The 22,408-nt window shown below is 50.4% G+C and carries 27 protein-coding genes; 10 read left to right on the top strand and 17 right to left on the bottom strand.

Annotated elements, in window-relative coordinates; all coding sequences use genetic code 11:
- Positions 1–6: 6 nt before the first annotated feature.
- The 7 genes from KNP75_RS15855 to KNP75_RS14055 form a co-directional block, all read right to left on the bottom strand.
- The gene (locus KNP75_RS15855; RefSeq protein WP_215190687.1) at positions 7–3,225 is read right to left on the bottom strand and encodes a GH36-type glycosyl hydrolase domain-containing protein; all 3,219 of its coding nucleotides are present in this window, start codon (positions 3,223–3,225) and stop codon (positions 7–9) included.
- Positions 3,222–5,348, bottom strand: coding sequence for a glycoside hydrolase family 3 N-terminal domain-containing protein (locus KNP75_RS14080; RefSeq protein WP_215190740.1), 2,127 nt, complete (start codon positions 5,346–5,348; stop codon positions 3,222–3,224). The genes KNP75_RS15855 and KNP75_RS14080 overlap by 4 nt, the downstream gene beginning before the upstream one ends.
- A 267-nt stretch (positions 5,349–5,615) precedes the next feature.
- Complete coding sequence (locus KNP75_RS14075) at positions 5,616–6,104, bottom strand: hypothetical protein (RefSeq protein WP_215190686.1); 489 nt, start codon at positions 6,102–6,104, stop codon at positions 5,616–5,618.
- Entirely contained in the window at positions 6,101–6,556 is a 456-nt protein-coding gene (locus tag KNP75_RS14070) for a hypothetical protein (protein ID WP_215190685.1), read from the bottom strand. Before KNP75_RS14070 ends, KNP75_RS14075 begins: the two co-directional genes overlap by 4 nt.
- Before the next feature lie 17 nt (positions 6,557–6,573).
- On the bottom strand, positions 6,574–7,056 hold the full coding sequence (locus KNP75_RS14065; RefSeq protein WP_214764543.1) for a hypothetical protein: 483 nt from the start codon (positions 7,054–7,056) through the stop codon (positions 6,574–6,576).
- Between the two features lie 11 nt (positions 7,057–7,067).
- Positions 7,068–7,529 (bottom strand): hypothetical protein, encoded by a 462-nt coding sequence (locus tag KNP75_RS14060; RefSeq protein WP_215190684.1) that lies wholly within the window; start codon positions 7,527–7,529, stop codon positions 7,068–7,070.
- 12 nt (positions 7,530–7,541) lie between these two features.
- The gene (locus KNP75_RS14055; RefSeq protein ID WP_215190683.1) at positions 7,542–7,997 is read right to left on the bottom strand and encodes a hypothetical protein; all 456 of its coding nucleotides are present in this window, start codon (positions 7,995–7,997) and stop codon (positions 7,542–7,544) included.
- Positions 7,998–8,158: 161 nt separating this feature from the next.
- Between KNP75_RS14055 and KNP75_RS14050 the strand changes: the two genes are divergently transcribed.
- On the top strand, positions 8,159–9,364 hold the full coding sequence (locus KNP75_RS14050; protein WP_215190682.1) for an MFS transporter: 1,206 nt from the start codon (positions 8,159–8,161) through the stop codon (positions 9,362–9,364).
- A 14-nt stretch (positions 9,365–9,378) separates the two neighbouring features.
- Positions 9,379–9,810, top strand: a complete 432-nt coding sequence (locus tag KNP75_RS14045) for a MarR family winged helix-turn-helix transcriptional regulator (RefSeq protein ID WP_232819589.1) — start codon at positions 9,379–9,381, stop codon at positions 9,808–9,810.
- Positions 9,811–9,853: 43 nt separating this feature from the next.
- On the opposite strand, the gene KNP75_RS14040 is transcribed toward KNP75_RS14045, so the two are convergent.
- Together KNP75_RS14040 and KNP75_RS14035 are read right to left on the bottom strand one after the other, a co-directional pair.
- Positions 9,854–10,888: a flavin monoamine oxidase family protein gene (locus tag KNP75_RS14040; protein ID WP_215190681.1), complete on the bottom strand. Its 1,035-nt coding sequence runs from the start codon at positions 10,886–10,888 to the stop codon at positions 9,854–9,856.
- Positions 10,885–11,424 carry a DUF3841 domain-containing protein gene (locus KNP75_RS14035; protein WP_215190680.1) on the bottom strand — a complete coding sequence of 180 codons (540 nt, stop codon included), beginning with the start codon at positions 11,422–11,424 and terminating at the stop codon, positions 10,885–10,887. The genes KNP75_RS14040 and KNP75_RS14035 overlap by 4 nt, the downstream gene beginning before the upstream one ends.
- 135 nt (positions 11,425–11,559) lie before the next feature.
- On the opposite strand from KNP75_RS14035, the gene KNP75_RS14030 reads away from it, so the two are divergent.
- The 3 genes from KNP75_RS14030 to KNP75_RS14020 are packed head-to-tail and all read left to right on the top strand — an operon-like array spanning position 11,560 to position 12,293.
- Complete coding sequence (locus KNP75_RS14030; RefSeq protein WP_215190679.1) at positions 11,560–11,787, top strand: hypothetical protein; 228 nt, start codon at positions 11,560–11,562, stop codon at positions 11,785–11,787.
- Positions 11,787–12,002: a hypothetical protein gene (locus tag KNP75_RS14025; RefSeq protein WP_215190678.1), complete on the top strand. Its 216-nt coding sequence runs from the start codon at positions 11,787–11,789 to the stop codon at positions 12,000–12,002. The genes KNP75_RS14030 and KNP75_RS14025 overlap by 1 nt, the downstream gene beginning before the upstream one ends.
- A gap of 18 nt (positions 12,003–12,020) precedes the next feature.
- On the top strand, positions 12,021–12,293 hold the full coding sequence (locus KNP75_RS14020) for a hypothetical protein (protein WP_214754634.1): 273 nt from the start codon (positions 12,021–12,023) through the stop codon (positions 12,291–12,293).
- Positions 12,294–12,319: 26 nt separating this feature from the next.
- Here KNP75_RS14020 and KNP75_RS14015 read toward each other — a convergent pair whose 3' ends face one another.
- The 4 genes from KNP75_RS14015 to KNP75_RS14000 all read right to left on the bottom strand — a co-directional run bounded on the left by KNP75_RS14015 (position 12,320) and on the right by KNP75_RS14000 (position 15,524).
- The gene (locus tag KNP75_RS14015; protein ID WP_215190677.1) at positions 12,320–12,790 is read right to left on the bottom strand and encodes a hypothetical protein; all 471 of its coding nucleotides are present in this window, start codon (positions 12,788–12,790) and stop codon (positions 12,320–12,322) included.
- A 19-nt stretch (positions 12,791–12,809) separates the two neighbouring features.
- Positions 12,810–13,475: a DUF3841 domain-containing protein gene (locus KNP75_RS14010; protein ID WP_215190676.1), complete on the bottom strand. Its 666-nt coding sequence runs from the start codon at positions 13,473–13,475 to the stop codon at positions 12,810–12,812.
- 94 nt (positions 13,476–13,569) lie between these two features.
- On the bottom strand, positions 13,570–13,878 hold the full coding sequence (locus KNP75_RS14005) for a nucleotide pyrophosphohydrolase (protein WP_034781437.1): 309 nt from the start codon (positions 13,876–13,878) through the stop codon (positions 13,570–13,572).
- Entirely contained in the window at positions 13,875–15,524 is a 1,650-nt protein-coding gene (locus tag KNP75_RS14000) for a DUF2075 domain-containing protein (RefSeq protein ID WP_215190739.1), read from the bottom strand. Before KNP75_RS14000 ends, KNP75_RS14005 begins: the two co-directional genes overlap by 4 nt.
- A gap of 122 nt (positions 15,525–15,646) precedes the next feature.
- Between KNP75_RS14000 and KNP75_RS15850 the strand changes: the two genes are divergently transcribed.
- The 3 genes from KNP75_RS15850 (at position 15,647) to KNP75_RS13985 (ending at position 18,316) form a co-directional block, all read left to right on the top strand.
- Entirely contained in the window at positions 15,647–16,633 is a 987-nt protein-coding gene (locus tag KNP75_RS15850; protein ID WP_215190675.1) for a LytTR family transcriptional regulator DNA-binding domain-containing protein, read from the top strand.
- Between the two features lie 130 nt (positions 16,634–16,763).
- Positions 16,764–17,612 carry an ABC transporter ATP-binding protein gene (locus KNP75_RS13990; protein WP_215190674.1) on the top strand — a complete coding sequence of 283 codons (849 nt, stop codon included), beginning with the start codon at positions 16,764–16,766 and terminating at the stop codon, positions 17,610–17,612.
- Complete coding sequence (locus KNP75_RS13985; protein ID WP_034781430.1) at positions 17,609–18,316, top strand: ABC transporter permease; 708 nt, start codon at positions 17,609–17,611, stop codon at positions 18,314–18,316. The genes KNP75_RS13990 and KNP75_RS13985 overlap by 4 nt, the downstream gene beginning before the upstream one ends.
- Positions 18,317–18,513: 197 nt before the next feature.
- Here the strand turns inward: KNP75_RS13985 and KNP75_RS13980 are convergent, their stop codons facing one another.
- The 3 genes from KNP75_RS13980 to groES form a co-directional block, all read right to left on the bottom strand.
- The gene (locus KNP75_RS13980) at positions 18,514–18,753 is read right to left on the bottom strand and encodes a TIGR04104 family putative zinc finger protein (RefSeq protein WP_084592986.1); all 240 of its coding nucleotides are present in this window, start codon (positions 18,751–18,753) and stop codon (positions 18,514–18,516) included.
- A 127-nt stretch (positions 18,754–18,880) separates the two neighbouring features.
- Positions 18,881–20,521 carry a chaperonin GroEL gene (gene groL / locus KNP75_RS13975; protein ID WP_021065364.1) on the bottom strand — a complete coding sequence of 547 codons (1,641 nt, stop codon included), beginning with the start codon at positions 20,519–20,521 and terminating at the stop codon, positions 18,881–18,883.
- A gap of 42 nt (positions 20,522–20,563) precedes the next feature.
- Positions 20,564–20,848 carry a co-chaperone GroES gene (groES, locus tag KNP75_RS13970; protein ID WP_021065365.1) on the bottom strand — a complete coding sequence of 95 codons (285 nt, stop codon included), beginning with the start codon at positions 20,846–20,848 and terminating at the stop codon, positions 20,564–20,566.
- Between the two features lie 213 nt (positions 20,849–21,061).
- Here groES and KNP75_RS13965 point away from each other — a divergent pair, with 213 nt between their 5' ends.
- Both KNP75_RS13965 and KNP75_RS13960 read left to right on the top strand, forming a co-directional pair.
- A complete protein-coding gene (locus tag KNP75_RS13965) occupies positions 21,062–21,757 on the top strand; it encodes a CPBP family intramembrane glutamic endopeptidase (protein ID WP_251128373.1) in 696 nt (231 codons plus the stop codon).
- A gap of 16 nt (positions 21,758–21,773) precedes the next feature.
- Complete coding sequence (locus tag KNP75_RS13960) at positions 21,774–21,983, top strand: YdiK family protein (protein WP_131472784.1); 210 nt, start codon at positions 21,774–21,776, stop codon at positions 21,981–21,983.
- Positions 21,984–22,014: 31 nt separating this feature from the next.
- On the opposite strand, the gene KNP75_RS13955 is transcribed toward KNP75_RS13960, so the two are convergent.
- A complete protein-coding gene (locus KNP75_RS13955; protein WP_215190673.1) occupies positions 22,015–22,404 on the bottom strand; it encodes a hypothetical protein in 390 nt (129 codons plus the stop codon).
- Positions 22,405–22,408 lie beyond the last annotated feature (4 nt).

The raw sequence follows: 22,408 nt of genomic DNA, 5'->3' as shown, positions 1-22,408 counted from the left end.
AATTCGTCACCCCTTCACCGTAATCACTAACTCATTCTTTTCCTTGGCGTAGCGCAAAAATTCATCTTTTTCGACACGCTGTCCTGCTTCGCGATATGGATTCGTTAGGGTGTGACCGTTCAACCTCTGACCATTCAGCGTAATACTCGGCTCACCCGTACGGAACTGGACCATCGTCTCCGTACCGAACAGGCGGATCTGCACATATGTGTCCGCATCCACGATCGGATCGAACTCGACATGGGTGGTCCCGAGACGAATCCCCAGGTAGTTCGAGACAAATTGGTTGAACCAGATTCCCGGTCCACTCGAATAAATGCGCCATCCCGCTTTCACGGGTACCGTTCCATCTTTCAAGCGGCCGAACTGTGACTCCGCCGCATAGCGGTCAGCGAAATCTCCGTCCGAACTACTGAAGTAGGCGTTTCGTTGTCTCGGTGCGGCATTCTTCACTTCGTCCATCCGGACCGGGTTGATCATATTGAAAGCCGGACGAATCTTCTCGCGTAGCCCCGCCTTCGCCAGCGCCTCAATGTAGCGGATGTGAGCATGCACGTACTGCAGCCCGATTTCACGACCAAAGTTCGCTGCCTGTTCGGCCCGCATAAAGTGACGGCTGACTCCGCCCCGGTACTCGGCAGGTCGGTTCATGAGACGGACTCCGTCCGGGAACGTCAAATGCGTGGCAATCAAATCAAAGTTGCGTGTCATCTGGTCTTGATCGACAAGTTCAGCGATGACACTGCGCGTCATTGGCAACAAGCGGTAGCGCATTGGCAGCGTCTTGTCGGACGGATGAAGCATCGTCTCGAAGCGTCCATCAACTTCTTTTAAGAATCCTGCGATAACCCCGTCCCGAATCATCTCGTCTGTGAACTGCTTCCGAATTGCTTGGCTCAACTCGCCTAAGCGATCTGCCAAATGTGACGCTGGCAACTGTTCGTGCAACTGACGGAACGCTTGGTACGTCAATGTGACCGTCCATGAACTGATGAGGTGACGTTTCAAATCTTCATCGGCTGGTTGGAGCGTGTCGTCCCAGTCTCCTCCACCGTAGGCTGAGAAGACAGAACCTTCGACAAAGTGATCTTCAATGAATCCAAGTGCTCGTTCCACGTGCGAATACAGTGAAGCGTCCGCTTCTGTCTTTCCGTCACGGTCGCGGAACGGAATTATTTCGTCTAGACATGTCACGTCCTCAGTTCGGGCCAAGTAATCCGACAATGCCTTGAGCGGCCAAACGATGACATCACCATGGCTATCCTCTTGTTGGATACCCGCATATTCATCGAACATGAACCATTGCGGCCAATCTCCGTCCTTAAATTGATGGCTGAAAATCACAAGCAAGAGTTTTCGCGCCTCTTCAAAATGACCGGTCGCAAGCAAGAACTCCATCGGCCCTTGTGAAACGTCCCGGGTACCCCAGGCAGCTCCACCGTATTGCTCAAGGCCGTGTGGTGACTGATAGTGCACCCGCATGTTTTGGACGTACCATAGCGCTTGAATATTCAACGCCTCGATGTCAGATGCCTCGCCTTTAAGCGTGAAACCGTTCATATAGCTATCCATCCACATTCGGTAAGCATTCCGCTCCTGCTTTTCGTCTAGCTCAAACGGGCTGTGATTCGCCAAACCAAGATGCACCGTCACGCGCTCGCTTGGTTCGTATGACATCCAAACAAGATCGTCCTCGAACGGTTGGTCGAACCAATCCGACGTTTTGAGGAGCTCAAACGGCTGATTGCTCTCGATTGCATATGTCAAATCAGGTCGTATACCGGCGCTGTCTGCCGTTTCGTCCGCCTTGAATAGGAGCCGGTTGTCCGTCTGCTCCATACGGAACGGAACGACGTACTCTTGCGTGTTCATCGCGACCTGGTGACTCATGACGAACCGTCGCGGTTGCGACGATTCGACGGTCGTCTTGATGACAGGAGCACCTGAGGCGATGGACGTACGGACGATAATCGTCTCCCCGTCCAAATCGTAGCGCCATACGGCCTCGTTCAGACGCATCTCGAACAGGCTCGGCATCGTCAGCAAATGGTATGCCCCGTCCATCTCGACATAGATGCGTTGTCCCGATGTTTTCGGGACATTGAGTGGATTTCGGACGTTAGTCGTCCATTTGTTGAAGTTTGTATTGCCGTAAACAATATGTGAGTTGAAGACACCGTTCATGAATACGGTCGTGGCGAGCTTCGACTCGTCCGGCATCAGACTCCCGGCGTTCAATAAGATGTTGCCGTGACTCCGCTCAACGAGATGCTCTTTCGCCGCTAAGACGACGTGCGAACCCTCTTCTGTGAAGAAGGACAAGAGCTGTCCACCCTCTGTCTCTTCGAGTCGTCGCACCGGATAGAGGCGCTCGATTTCGCTCATCGCGAGCCCACCGCCACTGATTGATTGGAACGATTGGCGAAGATACGGACGAGGACGTACCGTTTGTTCGACGGGTGCTCCCGCTTCAATCGTTGCGAAATGCTTGATCGATTGCTCTGTCAGCGCTTCCGGATGATTTTGAACCAATGACAATTCGAATGCGATTTCTCGGTCCGTCCCCATGTCTAACGGTTCAGTCCGAAGTGTCGGCAAGGCGAACTCATATTGATAGACACGGGAAGGCAGTGCACCGTCTAGTCCTACGGCTCGCCCGGTCAATTTATAGGATGTGCCATACACGTCAAAACCATCCGTCGCATATTCTGCGATAGCTCGGGACGATGTCATTCGAATCGCTGGGAACCCGGTCGACTGCTTTTGATTTTGGCGCGCCATCAGCGCCGTATCCGTCTTCATATAGTCGATATACTGCGCCATGTAAGCCTCGTTCGTGCGAACACCGCCTTCATCAGCGAGTCCGAGATCTTGGACGTATGTGACGTCGAATTGACCTGTCCCTTTGAATGTAGCGTCAAAGCGAACGCCGTGGTCGCTGATCGTCCCTCGTACTTCATAAGCAAACTCCGGATAGTGTCCTGACCAAACGATTTCCTGACCCGAGGCCTCTAAATCACTAGGTGAATGCAGTCCCAGCAACGGCCGGGCAACTCCGCCCTCATGTCGGACATAAAGGTTTGCCATCGAGCCGTCGAATGGATGATGGATTAACTGATTGACCATGATCGGTCCGGTTTTCAATTGGCGGATGTCTCCCATCGGAGTGAGCGAAAGGCTCACGTCTCCGCATGTTAGGGTTGTCTGTTCGGTTAATACATTCACGTCGTACACCTCGTTTTTGTTTTTAGTTCAAAAGATTTTGCCAATACGTCACGGCTGTTCGGGCCCACAAAGAGCGTAAACGTTCCCGGATCGGCGTCAAACGAACCGTTCGGCTGAAGATAGTGGAGCATATCTCCTTCAACGGTGAACGTCACCGTCACGGATTCGCCGGCTTTGAGGGTCACTTTCTCGTACCCTTTCAATTGTTTGACCGGCCGTGAGACTTTGGCTATGTTGTCTTGGATATACCATTGGACAATTTCATCTGCCGTCGTCGCCCCATCATTTCGAATGACGACAGTCGCCTCGACGATGCCGCCTGTCACGTCTTTGACGATGAAATCGTTGTAGCTAAACGTTGTGTATGTCATGCCATATCCGAACGGGAAGAGCGGCTCGTTCGGTGCGTCGAGATACTTGCTCGTGTAGCGTGGATCAGCGTGTTCGATGTCTGACGGACGCCCTGTCCGCAACGAGTCGTAGCGGATCGGTACTTGGCCGACGTTATAAGGAAACGACATCGTCAGTTTCCCCGACGGACTGACTTGCCCGTATAATAAGTTCACAAGCGCCGAACCAGCTTCAGTGCCCGGATACCAGGCCTCGAGCACCGCATCCGAATGTTCGACGACGTCGCGAAGATCGAGCGGACGGCCATTGAATAAAATCGTCACGACTGGTTTCCCGAGTGCCTTTAGACGCTTAAGCCCTTCGCGCTGTGTCTTCGGAAGACGAATGTCCGTACGGCTGCCGGCTTCACCGCTCATCCACGAGGCTTCGCCAAGCGCCAGGATGACGACATCCGACTGTTCTGCGATGCGGCAAGCCTCCGTCCAATCAATTTCTTTTTCGACGGTCGATCCTTCCGCAAACACATAAGGAATTTCAGCCCGGTCAAATGCTTGCCGCAACGTCACGGCCTCTTCTCTTTTCCCATATCCGGCCCACGGGCCAAGCACGTCGTTCGAGTCGACAAATGGTCCGATGAGCGCGACACGATGCTTTTGTAACGGAAGGACACCATCATTTTTCAAAAGGACCGCACTCTTTTCTGCCAGACAACGCGCCTGATTTCGATGCCCATCTGAAAGGTGGAGCGTTGTCTCTTTCGCTTGATCAATCCCTCGGTAAGGGTTGTCGAATAAACCCAACTCTTCTTTTAGCGTCAAGATCCGCAAGACCGCCTCATCCAGTAAAGCCTCATCTACCCCATTTGCAAGCATCGCTTCAAGATGATTCGTGTATGCGCCCGACATCATATCGATATCAACGCCAGCTCGGAGTGCGAGTTCTCCCGCATCCTTCAGCGTCTCGGCGACGCCATGATGGATGAGTTCTTTGATTGCCGTCCAGTCCGAGATCAATACACCTTCGAAGCCCCAGTCACTGCGGAGGATATCCCGCATGAGATATTCACTAGCCGTGGCCGGAACACCATGGACGACATTGAAACTCGTCATTACCATCTTCGCCCCCTCTTCAAGGGCTCGTTTATAGGCCGGCAAATGGAACTCACGCAGCTCGCGGTCAGATACATCGACCGTATTGTAGTCGCGTCCTCCTTCCGGCGCGCCATAAGCCGCGAAGTGCTTGACGCAGGCAGCCAACGTATCGTCTCTCGTCAAATCGTCCGACTGATAACCACGGACGAACGCCGCCGCCATCTCACCGTTCAACCACACGTCTTCTCCGGTCGATTCCATGACACGTCCCCATCGCGGGTCGCGTGACAAGTCAGCCATCGGAGAGAACGTGACGTGTAGACCGGATGCCGTCGCTTCGATAGACGAAGTGCGTGCCATTCGTTCGACTTCAGCAAGATCCCAAGAACAGGCCATCGCGAGCGGGACCGGAAAAATCGTCCGGTGACCGTGGATGATGTCCGCCATGAACAAGAGCGGGATGCCGAGTCGATTATGTCGCAAGTAACTTTCCTGCAACTTTTGCGCTTGTTTCGCGTTGCTGATCCCGATGACCGATCCGATGTTCCACCGATTCTCATCGGTGATGCCGTCTTCTTTCAACAACTCCGCGATCGGTCCGGTGATCACATCTTGCTCATCATCCGAAAAAATGGAGGGCAGTGTCTGAACAAGCTGTCCCACTTTTTCAGCCACTGTCATCTCCTGCACTAATTGTGTCGCTCTCATTCCATCCCGCCTTTATCTATGATTTGTAAATCGAAACGTTTCACCTGTGTATACCAAAAGTATAAGCGCTTACAAAAAGAGATGCAATGGTTAATCGAAACGTTTCTATAAAAAGTATTAATTTACTGCAAATTATCATCTTCAGATTGAAATACACCTCACTCAACCATTTCGAACTGAATATACTTTAGATTCCCGTTGCCCCGAATCGTTCCATAAAAAAATGAGCCCTGACTTATGTCAATGACTCATTTTCCCGGCTTTATTTCGTCGCACTTTGGCTTTATTAAATGATTTAGAGGTTACATGCTCTATGTCAAAATCAAGAATAGCTCGATTGATTATATGCGAGAACAGCACCCCACCAATCACACCAATCACCAAGGTGGGTCCAAGTGTCCAAATCGTGATGAAACCGGTGTGATAGCAAGCGAACAGACACAGGAAAAGCAAAAAGATGAACCATTCGACGATGAAATCACTATAAATCCAGCGCCGATAGCGAGGATCTGGATTAAATGTCAGCAATAGTTTTGTCTTCCTCCATTCGACGCATAGTTGCGGCAAGTACAGCGCGAACACGATCAACGGTAAGTAAATCGATGTCTGATAAGAGATGAACGCGACGACGATGAGGTTAAAGAAGAGGCCCCAGTAGCGCCAGTGCCACGTCGCATCCTCATGTGCGAGCAAACGCTCGATTCGTTCCTGTTTCGTCAACATCTTCATAGCAATCCACTCGCCGTTGCCAATTCAGAGCGGACCGGTTGAGCTGCATCTGCGCTTTGAACAGTTTCATTGAAGCGTTTATACAGAAGCGGCAACAGGAAGGCAATCCCAATGACGAGAACCCACGTCCACCAAGGGGCCACCAGTTTATAACTCGCCACGCTACCGACGATGAAGACGTACCATCCGCTTAAAATCCGGTAGACGTTCCGCGTCGCCATTTGTGCTCCGCTTTGATCGGATAGACGAGCAAACGCCTCCCCTTCTTTCAGCAAATACACGATTGAACCGCTGGCGAACAACCCCATCAACCCTAAGCCAACCCACCAAATATGATCCGCGAGCAACGTGACAAACAATAGTCCAGGGACAGGAGCGAACATCACGTCTCGTCGCCGCTTCCTTTGCTCACGGTATCGATTCATTTCGTCAATCCGTTGTTGTTTCGTCATACGATTCCATTCCTTTTCTAATCATTGATTCCATCAAGCCGACGCTTCAGCTTCTCGCGATTGGCTTTGGCCAGCATGTTCGACGTGACGTGTTCCGGGTCGAGTTTGAGCAGTTTTCGATCGATCCACAGCGGTAACAAGACTGAAGGTGGTGCCCCGATGGCCACCGCCCACATCAACACGTCCGGATGGATCTGTCCCGTTAAAAACAGTGCGATCAGACTGAACAATAAGATGAACGTGAAAACGAGTAAAGAAAACTGTAGCTTAATGAGACGGCGATACGTCCAGTCATCATTAAACCGAAGATAGAGGACGGTTTGTTTCCATTCGAAAAACAACGTCGGGATGAGACTGACCACCGCAATCACGCCAGAATAAGTCGTATGCATCATGAAATAGAGTGCGCTCACAAAGATGACGACACTGCTCCCAATCATAAAACGACGATACGTCGTATTGATTTGTAACAAAGCTTCAGTCCGGGCTTCCCTGTTCATCGAGTACCTCCTCAGTCTCTGACGTTGTCGAGTCGAATCTCTTTAAGCTTTGGATGCTCCGGATCGATGTCACTCAATCGCTCGTCTTGTTTTCGAATCAAGCGGTAGCCACCGTATAGTACACCAACTGCCACAGCTAATATCCAGGCGTACATCCAACCGAGGTTAAGCGTCAGCGCAAACGATAAAATGAATACGACGAACAGCGCAAAGACAAATCCGTTCCGACGGGCGATGATGGTTTTGGCATCCTCTCGTTCGGTCAACTCGGTCTCGACTCGGTTCGCCTTGGAGAAAATTCCTCCCAGCAGCAAGAGACAGACGAGTACGCCGGCCACGTACCAACCGTTCCATGAATCCGACTGAATCAATCCGACGAGACAAAACACCATCGGAAACGTGAGCAGACTTTGAAGAACAGCCGTCTTTATATTGGTTTTATAAATCAGATTGATGCGTTCTTGTTTGGTCATCGAATCCCCCCCTTAAAAGCTTTCCCGTTTGACGTCGCGACGCCTCGGTTGCTGGGGATCGATCCGCTTTACTTTCTCATCAAGCAGCCGTTCGACAATTACCAGCGCCAACGCTGCAAGGGAGAAGATGAAAAATGGGACCCAACTGATTGTTTCGAGCTTCAAGAGCAACGGGAAAAACAAACAGCTGAAGACAACCATCATATAGTCGAACACATATTGAATGTGGATGATCCGCTTCGCTCGAATGTGGTCTGTGAAACTGCTCATGAATCGACTTTCCCGCCCAATCATCACGCCGTAAGCCAACAGCGACACCACCATCAAACTTCCGTACATGAGCGATCGTGTCTCAGTTTGCAGAAAGAAAAAAAGCAATACTCCAACCGGAATCGCAAAACCGAGCCTGACGAGAAGCCATCTCCGATTTGCGGTAACCATTTGCTTCAAACGCTGATGTTTATTCATCTTCTTCACCTCTTATCCCACTATACGATTCCACCAGAAAAAAAGTTCCGTTTTTTTACAATTGTCTTGTAGTAGCCTCCTCGCTTGACGAACCAGTCACTTCACTATATTGTTTAGTTAACTTAACTATATTAAAAGGTAGAAAGACTGAGGTTTTCTTTATGAATTTGCTACAAAATCCACGCTTCGTGTTCACGTGGTTATCCGGCATGACGCTCACGCTCGGCTTCTCGATTTTCTTCTTGAGCGTATCGTGGCTCACGATCGATGTACTGAAGCAACCGGCCCTTCTCGGGATTATCATGACCGCCGTCTCGTTACCGCGTGTCGTAATGATGGTGTTCGGCGGCGTATTCGCCGACCGGTTCCAAAAGAGTCGCCTCTTGTTTTTGACGAACCTCGGGCAAGGTCTTCTTATGGTTGCGGTCGTGGCGCTCCATCTCGCGGACGCGTATTCGGTGTTCGCTTTGGTCATGATTTCCATTGTGTTTGGACTACTTGACGGTATGTCCTATCCGGCGTTGTCTTCCTTGATTCCGTCGCTCGTCAAACAAGAAGAGTTGCAGCGTGCCAACTCGCTCTTCCAAGGGACGCTCGAGCTCATGTTCGTGTTCGGCCCGTTCCTCGCCGGTGCCTTACTCACATGGGGCGGCTTCGGGCTCAGCTTTGGGACGGCGGCCGTCTTGATTTTCATCGCAGCTATCTTGATTATGCCGCGCTTGATTCGTGACTCGATCCCTCTCGCCCGTGCCATGTCGCTCGGTCATGTCATCTTTGACTTGAAAGAGGGCATCCGTTACGTCTCGAGCACACCGATTTTACGGAGTGGAACGCTGTCGATCGCCATCGTCAACTTGTTCGTCATGGGACCGCTCATCATGAGCATCCCGATTCTCGTCGGTGAACGGGGCGGCAATGCGTTTGACTTGAGTCTGATTGAAGGTGGGCTTGCTGTCGGGACGTTCGCCGCAAGTTTTCTCGTCCTGTTGTTCCGCTCGGTCCACCGTGGACGCTTCGTCTTCCGCGTCCTGTTTTTGACGCTTGGGGCCTTCTTCCTCTATACGCAGGCGCAATCCATCACGCTTCTCGCTTTGGCTGCGGCCGCGAGCGGTTTCATGTTGATGCTCGTCTATTTGCCGACGGTCACACTCATGCAAGAACATAGTGATCACGACAAAATCGGACGCGTCATGAGCATCATGGCGCTCGCCGCATCCGGGTTAGAGCCGATTGCGTTCGCCGTCCTATCGATTCTGGTCGCCTTGGCCGTACCGATTCAAACGTTACTCATCTCGTTTGGTATAATCGGGTTAGTATGCAGTATCGTGTTATACGTGCGGAGCCAGACGTTCCGTGACACGCGATGAAAGGAGAACGACGATTGAATGACACACGCAAACAGCAAGTCATCGAGATGTACCGTCAAATTGACGAGCTCGACTTGTTGTTCACTAAATATTTTACCGAGTTGAATGAATTCGAACTCAGTTACCAGCAAGAACAGATGTTACTCCTGTTCAAACGACAAGATACATGGACGACGACCGAGATTGCCACAAAGATGAATATCTCGAAAAGTGCGGTCAGCCAAGTGCTCAAAGTGCTCGAACAACGTGAGTTCGTCCAAAAAGAGAAGAACCCGGACAACTTACGTGAGAGTTTCATCCGTCTCGGCCCAATCGGTATGGAATATTCGAAACAAATCGATGCGATCGAGGAACGGCTCGCCGAAGAGATGTTCTCCGTGCTCGAAGATGACGAGATGACGATGATCAATCGTTCGCTGGCGCTGATGATCAAAAAATTCAAATGAAAAATGCGTATCGTCCCTGGCTTGGGATGATACGCATTTTTGGTTAGAGTTGCTCGACGACACGTTCCGCTGCACGGAGCGCGCCTTCGATATGGCCACCGAACAAGGAGTCCGTCTCCGTCCCAGCGAGTGAGAGTCGTCCTTCCCAGGTTGGATCGAGCGCGATCGGCTGATAGACCGGAAAATCGGTCAACGGTTCCCCGTCTTGGACCGTGGCCGTATGCCGGTCACTCGACCAATCGACGTATAACACGTCACGCGGTTGGCGCGCTTCTTCCCCGAACAGTCGCACGAGTTGATCGATGACGCGACGATTCAGCTCGTCTCGGTCGAGTACCGAGCGTTCGGCAGCAGACAACCGGAAGAAGCCGAATAACGCCGCAAGTCCACCCGGCTGCGAAGCATCATGGATCTCCTGCAACACGCCGGCCCAACTTATCCCTTGACCGGATCGACCATTGTCTCGCCAAAACGGGCGGTCATACACGGCGAGTACTTTCGCCTGTCCAGCCATCCAGGTCGTAGTGTTTGCCAGCTTCGACTTCGTCGTTTCAGACAGTTCCGGGTGAAACGAGATGCGTGAGATGAGCCGGGGTGGGATGGCTAGGATGACGTGTTCGAACGCTGTTGTCTGTCCGCCTTCGAGCTCGACCAATATCTCGTCTTCCGCCTGTTGAATTGAGGTGATGGTCGACTCGAGTTGAATTGTCCCTGCCGGTAGTGTCGAAGCGAGCGCCGTCGTCAAGCTGGCCATGCCCCCGACGAGTCGCATCGATGGAACAATATGACCTGGCGGGAGCGTATGGCGTTCGATGACACCGAACTGGCGCTCGAGCATCAAATCCCCGGTCGTGTGTTGAGAGAACGTCGGGAGACCGAGTCGTTCGATCAGTTGCGTGATTGTCGTCTCCGTCTCTGGCCAATACCAGGTCGGGCCGAGGTCGAACCCGTCATGGCTCAACACACGTCCCCCGATGCGGTCGCGCGCCTCGAAGATGGTGACGTCATAGCCTTTTTCAGTGAGGAGCGACGCGGCATATAACCCGCTCACGCCAGCTCCGATAATAGCGATGTTCATAGTGCTGCCCCTTCCTCGACAAACGTCGTCACATCGAGCACTTGCCCGAGATCAATCCGGGCAACTAGATAGTGATACTTTGTGTTAGTCTCCGGATACTCATCGACAATCGATTCGCACCAGTCGCGGTCGAACATCTTCTCCCAAGATTTTTTTAACTCTTCCTCGTCTATAACTTCCCTGTCTTCAAACGAGAGAAAGTACCGGTTCAACGCAAACATCCAATAACCGGCCTCGACTTCGAGCACGTGTGAGTCAGGTAACTCAACCGTCAGCACAACGCCCGGTTCTCCAGGTTCCAAGTAACCGCCCCGTGCGACTTCTGGCCGTGTTTGGCTCAACCAAACTGGATAGTTTCCATGAAGCGAGACCCCTGTCCGCTGTTCATATTGTTCTGCGAGCCAGTCGTAGGCAGGCTGATGATACGCGTAGTCCTCGTCTTGAAAAATGCCGTAGGCCGGATCACCAAACAAATAACCTCGCTCGTTTGCGGCTTCCCACGCACCCGCATGTTGATATGTATAGTAAATTGCCATAGGTATACTCCTTTTTCTTGTTAATATCTTTAGCATAACTGACCTGCCGTTTCCTTATCCATTGTTGGAATCGTTTGGGTTTGTCTGAATTTGGAAGTATACTAGCCGTATGAATTACATAAAGGAGGAAAGAGGATGAATGTTTTAATCACCTTACTATTTAGTTTATTGGCAATAATTGTCCCACTCGCGTTACTCATCGCGGTCATCGTGATGATTGTTCGATTTATCGGTCGCTATGAGAAACGAGCTGACGCGCGACTCGAATTGGAACGTCAAACCGCGGCTCATCAGCAACAACAGTTCGACGTCTTAGTGGAGCGCCTCGAGCGAATCGAAGAAAAAATAGAGGTACGCCCTTAATGTCGACATCACTCACGATTTGGACGAAACGTCTCGTCCTCACAGCCATCATCTGTGGTCTGTTACTCGTTACGACTGTTACCTGCCAACGCGTATTCAATATGTCGGAAATCAATCTGTTGATCGATAAAGCGGACGAACAACAGCTCAGTTATGAGTTGATCATCCATAACCCGCTCACCAATGCTTACAGTTTCGATATCATCGATGATTAAGTCGAAAGGAGTGGTTGAATGGATTGGAACACGATCATGTTGACTGCCTCATTGATTTTGAACGCCTTCTTGATCAATATCATTGCGCAACAAGCAAAGGACATGAGTGCATTGAAACGAAAACAACTCCATACCGAACCAATCGTTCAAGATGCTGAGTTTCATGCGTCGATTAAAGAAAAAATCGATACGATTGGCGTGATTCCGACCGTTAAATTCTTGCGTGAGACATATGACCTGTCGCTGCTTGAAGCGAAACAATTGGTCGATCGCGTAAACGAAAAGGAGTAGCGCGCGCTACTCCTTTTTGACTGCATTTATTTTAAAAAGAAACCGACTTTCCCTCGGGCATACACTTTGTACGTCACGTGCTCCGGATCAACTTTGCCAAGTCTTTGATCAAGCCGAGACGACGCAATGATTCCGATTCCATAAATACCGGTTGCGACAACCGTCACACTGATTAGTTCCGGATTGAGCAGTAGCGTCAAGATCAATACAACATATGCTCCAATCAGTCCAAATGCTGTCCACCATTCGAGACGCACAAGCCGCTTATACTCGGCGGACTGGTTGAAGCGCAGCAATGTGTTCGTCCGAGCCCCTATTTTCACGAGACCGACAGATGGAAACACTAGAAGGAACCAAATGAATTCAGCGAGACGACGTTCGCCAATCATCATCAAGGTCACACTGATTCCTGTAATCAGTGCAAACAGAATGATTGCCTGACGGGTCGAGCGCTTGCCGCTCTCAAACAAATGATTGAACCGTTCGCGCTGCGTCATAGAACCAGACTCCTTTTGTTCAACTAATTTCTTTCAACCCAGTTTGGTCTCGCCACTGGAACGGTATCGACTTCTTCAAACCCAGTCGATAGCCGAGACGCCATCCCAATCCTCGAATCCGGTCCAACCAACTGTCACTCAAGTCTTGGAACGGCGTGACGGTCCTTACTTGATGCAACTCGATGCGATGAATCACGTATTGATAGCTAGGTGCCGCTATCGACCGATTGACTGCCATCTTTTCGCACCACTTCTGGTCAAAGAGTTTCTCCCAAGACTTTCGCGTATACGCTGGAGTGGATTCTTCCTCGGTGTCGAATGCTTCGGCTGTATCAAATAAAGTAGAGTTGTGTAGAACAAAATCCCAAAATGAAATTTCCGAAGCCAATACTTGATCATCCGGTAATTCAACCGTCAACACCACACCTTTGTTTCCTTGTCCAATATGTCCACCGATACTTAAGTCAGGAAACTCGTCCCAACACCAGACCGGATAGTTCCCGTTCAGCGAAATTCCAATTCGCTGCTCATATTGTTCGACCATCCAGTCATAGGCCGGTTTAAAAAAATCGAATCCTTCGTCATTGAACAAGGCGTAGTGAGGATCACCTTGTAGATACCCTCGCTCCAATGCTACTTTCCAAGCGTCTTCATGCTGATACGTGTAATAGATGCCCATATTCATTAACCCTCTCCAGACTTATTCTTTCACCACTTTATCCGATTTCATATCAAAACGTAGTGAAAATAATGGTCAGGGTTAATCGGTCGATTGCAACTTAGGCGTTCGGACTCGGGTACTTCACCGCATTTTTCTCGAGCTTCTCTTCAATCGCTTGCGACACATCGATCCCTGCCGCATGAGCAAACGTCAGCGCGTAGATGAGGACATCCGCGAGCTCTTCTTTCATCTCGACGTGTTTCGTCTCGAGCGCTTCTTCGCTCGACACCCATTGGAACAACTCCAACAATTCGCTCGCCTCGAGCGATAACGACAACGCCAAATCTTTCGGGTTATGGTGGAACGCCCAATCGCGCTCGTCACGGAATTCAATCACTTTGTCCATCAGTCGTTGTACTTCGTTCATATCTGTACCTTCTCTCTTTGAATGTGTAACAGCTTATCTCGCAACGCTTGATTGCTCGCATACAAATAAAGTCCTCGGACGCCTCGCTTCATCAACACATTAATCGAGTTCAAGACAATCTGTTCTTTCGCCAGCTCGACATCCTTGACACCGTCAATCCCAGCATAAGCTCCTGTATCTTTATAAAGATTCGTGTCAATCACCAAGCAATCCTTTGTCTCATCGTACGTTACCGAAGGACCGAGCACGACGCCGACGTAGTTCAAATCAAAACCTTGGATCGTATAGATCGACCCGGCCTCAGCAATCGTCTCTGACTTCTCGGCCCACGTCGTCTTGCCGCCCGTCGTATTCCACGGCATCTTATACTCCCCGTTCGACTCATAGACGTAATACGTTTCTCCATCCTTTTTATGAAGATAATCAAACGTCGACACGACTCGACTGAGTCCATGTTTCTGATCTTGTTCGATAATCATTTGATGCATCTCTTCCAACGTTTCAAACACGCGCAAATCATAGTCTGTAGACGACGGGAATGCCTGTATCTGCTTAGCTTTAAAAGCGTTGATCCAATCGATGACATCCTCATCCGCCTGCATCCGAAACTGATTCGTCAGTTTATATGTTTTCAAACACTTCGCTTTTTGTTTATATCTCTTTAATACACTTTGGTCCCACCGGCTCTTCAGCTTTAACACTTGGTCTTGGTCAAAGATGACAATGACAATCTTCGCACGTTTCATCAACTCCTCGAGGTGATTATCTGCTCGAAAATTGTTGTACGCATCTGATTTCGTCAACAGGAGGTGCGCCTCGTCGACCAAGATAATATCCACTTTTTTATCTTGTAACTTGTTGAGGAGCGGCGTCGGTTTGACGAAATTGACAGCCTTCAAGTGTTTGACTTGTTTGGCAATCCCTTTATACGTCTTCAGCATCTCTTCATGGTTGACGACCAGATAGTTCTCCGTCTGATACAGATTCGAACCCGCCTCGTTCGTCCGCGCCTGAATGGTATTGAAGATAGAACTGAGCACGACGCTTTTGCCGACGCCTGCCTCACCTTCGATGACGTATAAATCTCCATACGTGTCTTCGGGCTTGGACTTCGCAATCCGTGTCTCACAGAACTCAAGCACACGCTCTTTCAAGTCCATCTGTTCAACAGATAGTTCTTTGAACGGTGACAATTTGAAGATGTCTTTGTTCTCGATGGCGTGCAGGTCGTTTTCGACGAGCCCGTTCTTATGTAGCGCACCCCATAACTCAGGAAACAGCTCATTGTCGTAGAACGATTTATTGTAATAATTGTGTGTGAAGTCGCTCGCCGTCTTGCTTTTGTTTTGTAAGGTGTACTTCTCGTCCCCTAAAAAGTAGTTGATCAACTTCGTCTCAAGATGGAACGTCGCCGACCGATTGAACGTCTCATGCTTCACGAGATTGATTTGGTCTACATTTTTCCGATCAGCTTGTTTCAGCTTCAGATGTTGTTTCATGCGTTTTTGGAAATGCACCGTTTCCCCAATATACGCTTCCTTCTGTCCGTTCAAAATATAAATCACCGGATAGTTCAAATAATCGGCTGTCCGGTCAATCTCATCTATACTCGTTTTATCAAAATCTAACGGAATGACCTCAATCATCTTCACTGACACACCCTCATCTAATTTCAAATTATCTCCAGTTTAGCATAGACTTATTCCAATTCATTACTCAAGTCTTTCCTGAATCAATGGTATACTCCAACTAAAAAGGGAGGGATTCGGTGCTTACGTTCGACAACGTCTCTGTTCGCCAACAAGACACGCTCATCCTTGAACATATCTCGTTCACCATCAATCCGGGTGAAGTCGCAGCCATCCACTGCGGCGTCACTTCCCGGGAAATATTGTTCGCGCTATTGACCGACAAGCATGCGACCTACTCCGGGACCATCGATACAGCGAATCGTACGCTCTCGGTCTTCTCCATCCGTGACGGCTTATACGACCGGCTGACGGTCGAGGAATATTTGCGTTTCACGCATACGCTTTACGCATCGACGGAATCACTGGATACCATCTTGCAAAACGTTCAACTCACCCCATATCGGAACAAACGATTGAACCGGCTCAACTTGTCGCTCGTCCGGCGCGTCCAATACGCGGCCCTGCTCTTACATAATCGGGACATCTATGTGCTTGAAGAACCGGATCAAAACGTCGACCAAGAGACACGGCACTTGTTCGCGACCGTCTTGCTGCAACTGAAGCAACAACAAAAAGCCATCCTGCTTCTGACGAGCAACATGGAAAGCGCCCTGTTCGTCACGTCGACCGTCTATCGGATCGACCACCGACACTTGCGCCTACTCGACGTAGAACCGGATGAACCGGATACGAACGAAGACGTCACGCCAGAGGTGATACACGTCCGCTTCGAGAAGATTCCAACGAAAGTGAACGAGAAAATCGTCTTGCTCGATCCGCCGGAAATCGACTACATCGAGAGTCAGGACGGACAATCCGTATTGCACAGTCAGTCCGAGCAGTTCCCGAGCGTCTTCACGATGAACGAACTCGAGACACGTCTGACCCCATACGGCTTCTTCCGCTGCCATCGGTCGTACATCGTCAACCTTCAACGGGTGCGGGAAGTGATCACCTATACAAAGAACAGTTTCAGCCTCGTGCTCGATGATTCAGCGAAGACGACCATCCCGCTCTCGAAGACGAAAATGACCGAATTGAAGACGATGATCGGGCTGAAATAGGCTCCATTCACCGCCTCATTCGCTCCACTCGTTCCTCGAAAAGCGCCATTTATCGCCATTCTAATGCGCTCTCCTCTTCCTCTCGATATGATAAAAGCAAGCAAGACGACATCGACGAGGAGGAACGAGAATGGACTCAATCATTCAAGTGAACGGATTAAAAAAGCTATTCGGCAATGAAGAGGCGTTACGCGACGTGACGTTTTCTGTCGGCAAGGGAGAAGTGTTCGGCTTTCTTGGACCGAGTGGATCGGGAAAGACGACAACTATCAAAATCTTGACGTCCCAACTCGCTCAGACGTCAGGTGACGCGACCGTATTCGGCGTCCCGGTCTTGGAGTTGAAACAAGAACAGTATCGGAAGCGGATTGGTATATTGACCGACAACAGCGGCCTATACACGCGTCTCTCCATCGAAGAAAACTTGCAACTCTATTGCGACCTATACGACGAACCACGCACCCGAATTGATGAGGTACTGCAAACGGTGAACTTGGCCGGGGAACGCAAAAAACGCATCTCCGCCTTATCACGCGGGATGCTGCAACGGGTGACACTGGCCCGGGCGTTGTTACATGAACCGGAGCTATTGTTTTTAGATGAGCCGACGTCCGCACTCGATCCGGTCAACTCGCGCCACATCTATAAAGGCATCGAACGGTTGAAGGCAAAAGGGACGACCATCTTCTTGACGACGCATGACATGAACGAGGCCGAGGAACTGTGCGACCGCGTCGCCTTCTTACATCTAGGGGAGATTCAACTTCTCGACGCCCCGAAACGATTGCGCCGGAACTATGCGAACGGCTCGATGCGTGTCGAACTTCATGACGGGGAAACGGTTGAATTGAAGCAAGGAAAAGATGGGGCGGACTGGCTTCATGAACAGATGCGTGATCAAAACATCGCGGCCATCCATTCGAACGAGCCGACGCTCGGGGATATCTTTATCGAAGTGACGGGGAGGAAATTATCATGACATTTTCAATGAAACGGGCACTCGCCATTTTTCAGAAAGACTACAAAGACTTGTCGCGGAACTTATTCGTCTCCTCGACGTTGATCATGCCGCTGTTCTTCGCCGTCTTCTATTCACAGCTCGGCGGAGGAGGCATCGACGTGACATACTTCGTCATCAACATCACGTTCAGCCTCGTCGCGACATTCGTCCAGTGTGCCTTGATTGCCGAAGAGAAAGAGAAGAACACGCTCCGCGGGCTGATGCTGTCACCGGCGAGTACGCTCGACATCTTGCTCGGGAAGAGTGCGCTCACGTTTGTGACGACGCTCGTTTTGATTGCAGCGTGCTCCTTCATCATGGGATACAGTCCTGCGAACCTACTCGTCATCTCACTCGCATTGATCGTCTCGACGTTCTTTTATATCGGGATTGGGACGATTCTCGGATTGATGACGAAGACGGTCATGGAAGCCTCGCTCATCGTCATGCCGGCGTTTTTCTTCTTCTCGTTCTCACCGATGCTGTTGGTGTACGAGGATCGTTTCTCTATCATCGGTCTCCTCGAGTACTTGCCGAACATCGTCTTGATCGACCTCGCGCATCAAATCGAGGCGGGGGCTGGCCTTGGTGCTACATGGTTGGAGCTTGTGATTCTATCGGCTTGGGCGCTTGTTGTATTCGTAGGAAGTATTGTGATGTATAACCGGAAACAGACAGACTAAAAAGCGACGATGTTACTCGTCGCTTTTTTTGAAGCGTTCTTTTAAATCCATTCCATAAAGAACTACGTATAAAAAACATGACGGCAGCACAGTAAACAACGGCACCTTTCTACGAAACCCTAACCCCTCATCGTGAATCCCATAATCGATGGCCCAATACGCTAAACTAATGGATAAGCATAACCCTAGGAATTTAATCATCTGCTTGCGTTCTCATCGTGATCACTTAATTTAATCCAAAGTAGGATAAACGGAACGAATACGAGGCTTAAGTATCCCAAGGTCAAAAAACTTTGAGTTTCAGCAGAAATGAATTGTTTTTGACCACAATTTGGGCAGTCTTTTCCGTTCCTAGAAAAACCGAGTGCTAAAACTTCTTTTATTCTCCATTTGTAGTGACAATTCGTACAACGTGGTGCCACAATACCAACCCCCATTCTCTACCTAAATGTACGTCAATACCACTACTCAGGTTCCATTTTTAACAACCATCTTTTTTAAAATCTATACAAAAAACCACCCACCAGCTTTCGCTGATGAATGGTTTCTAATTGAGCGTATGACTTACATCATTCCGCCCATTCCACCCATGCCGCCCATGTCAGGCATGCCGCCGCCAGCGCCTGCTGGTTCTGGCTTGTCTGCGATGACCGCTTCCGTTGTGAGGAACATGGCTGATACTGATGCTGCGTTTTGAAGCGCTGAGCGCGTCACTTTCGCCGGATCGACGATACCGTGTGCAATCATGTCGACGTACTCGCCAGTTGCGGCGTTGTAGCCAATGCCGACTGATTCGTTCTTAAGTTTCTCGACGATGACCGAACCTTCTTCACCCGCGTTTTCCGCGATTTGACGGACCGGTGCTTCGAGGGCACGAAGGACGAGTTTGACACCTGTCGCTTCATCCGCTGTCACTTCTGCAAGCAACGCACGAACCGCTGGGATGACGTTGATGAAGGCTGTACCCCCACCTGCGACGATGCCTTCTTCGACGGCTGCGCGTGTCGCGTTGAGCGCGTCTTCGATGCGGAGCTTACGTTCTTTCAGCTCTGTCTCTGTCGCTGCGCCGACTTTGACGACGGCTACGCCGCCTGCGAGTTTCGCGAGACGCTCTTGGAGTTTCTCACGGTCGAAGTCAGACGATGTCTCTTCGATTTGGTTGCGAATCGTTTGAACGCGTGCTTTGATCGTGGCTTCGTCTCCAGCACCTTCGACGATCGTTGTCGTGTCTTTCGTGACGACGACTTTCGATGCGCGTCCGAGCTGTTGGAGTGATGCCGACTTGAGCTCGAGGCCGAGGTCTTCGGTGATGACTTGGCCGCCTGTGAGCGTCGCGAGGTCTTCGAGCATCGCTTTACGACGATCGCCGAAGCCTGGTGCCTTGACCGCGACCGCGTTGAACGTACCACGGAGTTTGTTCAAGACGAGTGTCGCGAGCGCATCGCCTTCGATGTCTTCCGCAACGATGAGGATCGGTTTCCCTTGTTGCACGACTTGCTCGAGCACTGGGATGATTTCTTGAATGTTCGAGATTTTCTTATCGGTGATCAAGATGAACGGGTTGTCGAGCACCGCTTCCATCTTGTCTGAGTCTGAGATCATGTATGGTGACAAGTAACCACGGTCGAACTGCATCCCTTCGACGACGTCGAGTTCAGTCGTGAAGCCGCGTGACTCTTCGATCGTGATGACGCCGTCGTTTCCGACGCGTTCCATCGCTTCCGCGATCAACTCGCCGACTTCTTCGTCCGCTGCCGAGATGGCCGCAACTTGGGCGATCGCTTCTTTCGACTCGATCGGTTTCGAGATGAGCTTGAGCTCTTCGAGTGAACGACGAACCGCTTTGTCGATTCCTTTACGGAGAATCATCGGGTTCGCGCCCGCTGTCACGTTCTTCAAACCTTCACGAATCATCGCTTGAGCGAGGACTGTCGCTGTCGTCGTACCGTCCCCTGCGACTTCGTTCGTCTTCGAGGCGACTTCGGCAACGAGCTTCGCGCCCATGTTTTCGAAGTGGTCTTCGAGTTCGATTTCTTTCGCGATGGTCACGCCGTCATTCGTGATGAGCGGTGAGCCGAACTTCTTCTCGAGGACGACGTTGCGTCCTTTCGGTCCGATTGTGACTTTTACCGCGTCAGCGAGTGCGTCGACACCGCGAAGCATCGCGTGACGTGCGTCTTCTGAGAATTTGATTTCTTTTGCCATTGTTCATTTCCCCCTAGAAAAGTTTTTGAAGAATGGTGAGTCTTAGCCTACGATTGCGAGAATGTCGCTCTCTCGAACGATTAAGTATTCTTTGCCTTCATGCTTCACTTCGGTACCCGCGTATTTCGAGTAGATGACCAAATCATTTTCTTTGACGTCGAGCGCGATCCGCTCACCTTGGTCCGTGACGCGGCCTGTACCGACTGCGAGGACGCGTCCTTGTTGCGGCTTCTCTTTCGCCGTGTCAGGAAGCACGATGCCTCCGATCGTCTTTTCTTCTTTCTCCACGACTTCGATGATGACGCGATCGCCTAGTGGTTTTAACATAGAAAAAACCTCCTCCGAATATGAATGATGTATCGTTGAATCGTAAGTTTTAGCACTCATCAAAAAGGAGTGCTAACATTGATTAGTGTAGTATGAGACGCCTGAAAATGCAAGCGGGAACATCGAAAAAATGCTCCCACTCGCGGTCAAGAGACCTTATTTGATACAATGGTCAAAAGGAACGTTGACTCTTAGGAATAAGGACGTGTTGAATTGGCTACACTAAACTCAAACCAATCGATAAATACCCGTTTTTCGATGGCGCCTAACATTCGGATTCGGCATATCATCCCGATTCTGCTATACGCGTTTGTTCAATTCTTTCCGGTATTGATTAGCGGTGTGCGTCCGGAATGGATCACGCCAACGTCGACCGGGCTCTGGTTCGCCATCGGGTTCAGCTTGACGATCATCATCTCGGTCTTCTTGCTTTGGCCCGACTTGAAGCTATATAAACAGCAAGGCATCCAATCAAATCTGAACGACACGGTCAAATGGATCGGACTCGGGATCCTCATGCAGTACGGGCTCGTCATCGTCGCTAACTTGATTGAGACGTGGATCTCCGGTGACGTCATGGGCTCCCAGAACACCGAGCAAATCGCGGACATCGTCCGACTCGTCCCGGTCATGACGCTCTCAGTCGTCTTGCTCGGACCGATTATGGAAGAGATTCTGTTCCGTCACATCTTGTTCGGCAACTTGAGTGCCCGCTTCGGGTTCTGGATCGCCTTCGCGGTCAGCTCGCTCTTGTTCGCGCTCATCCACGGCGACAACAAGATTCTCGTTTACGTGGCGATGAGCTTCGCCTTCACCGTCGCTTATGCCAAGACGCGTCGCTTGATCGTGCCAATCGCGATTCACGCGTTCAACAACGCGCTCGTCATGGTCGTATTATTCTTAATGTAGAAATGAGGTGGCATTGATGCCGCGACACTTAAAAGTTATGTTTTTGTTCAGTCTCTCATTCGGGATTCTGTTCACCGTCCTCGCCTACTACTCGGTACAAGAGTACGGCTTCAGCTTCTGGACGTACTTCATCATCGCCGTAGCCGCGTATGACTTCTTCAAGGTGTATCAGATTTTAACGCTCGCCCGGAAAGCGAAAAAAGAGAACAACGATAAATCGGCATAACGAAAAGACCAAGCGCGCAGCTTGGTCTTTTTTAGTGTCGAATCACGTTGGACGTATCACTCAGCTCGTCTCGATACGCGCTTCGGATGAACAATCCGTTCAGCGTCAATCCGATACCTAGAACGAGATAAATCGTATCCAGCAACGGCACGCGTGGCTCATCAAAGAAAAAGACGGCGATGATAAACATGAGCATGAGGCCCATACCGAACCATGTCACGAGTGACTGGTTGACGGCGGCACGAATCGTCACATTCGTTTCTTTGTCGAGTTTGCTCAATTGCTGTTCATAGTAAGCCGATAACGTGACGCCGAATCCAGTCGCAGCGATCCACACCACTTCACCGTTCCAAAACCCCAGACCGAACAAGACAGGCCATCCTATCAATAACACGATAAACCAGTTTCGGGTCAGCTTCATTTTT

The sequence above is a fragment of the Exiguobacterium sp. s6 genome (assembly GCF_018618155.1).
GTDB classification, from domain to species: Bacteria; Bacillota; Bacilli; order Exiguobacteriales; family Exiguobacteriaceae; genus Exiguobacterium; species Exiguobacterium mexicanum_A.
This window is presented reverse-complemented; position numbering and strand designations above follow the sequence as displayed.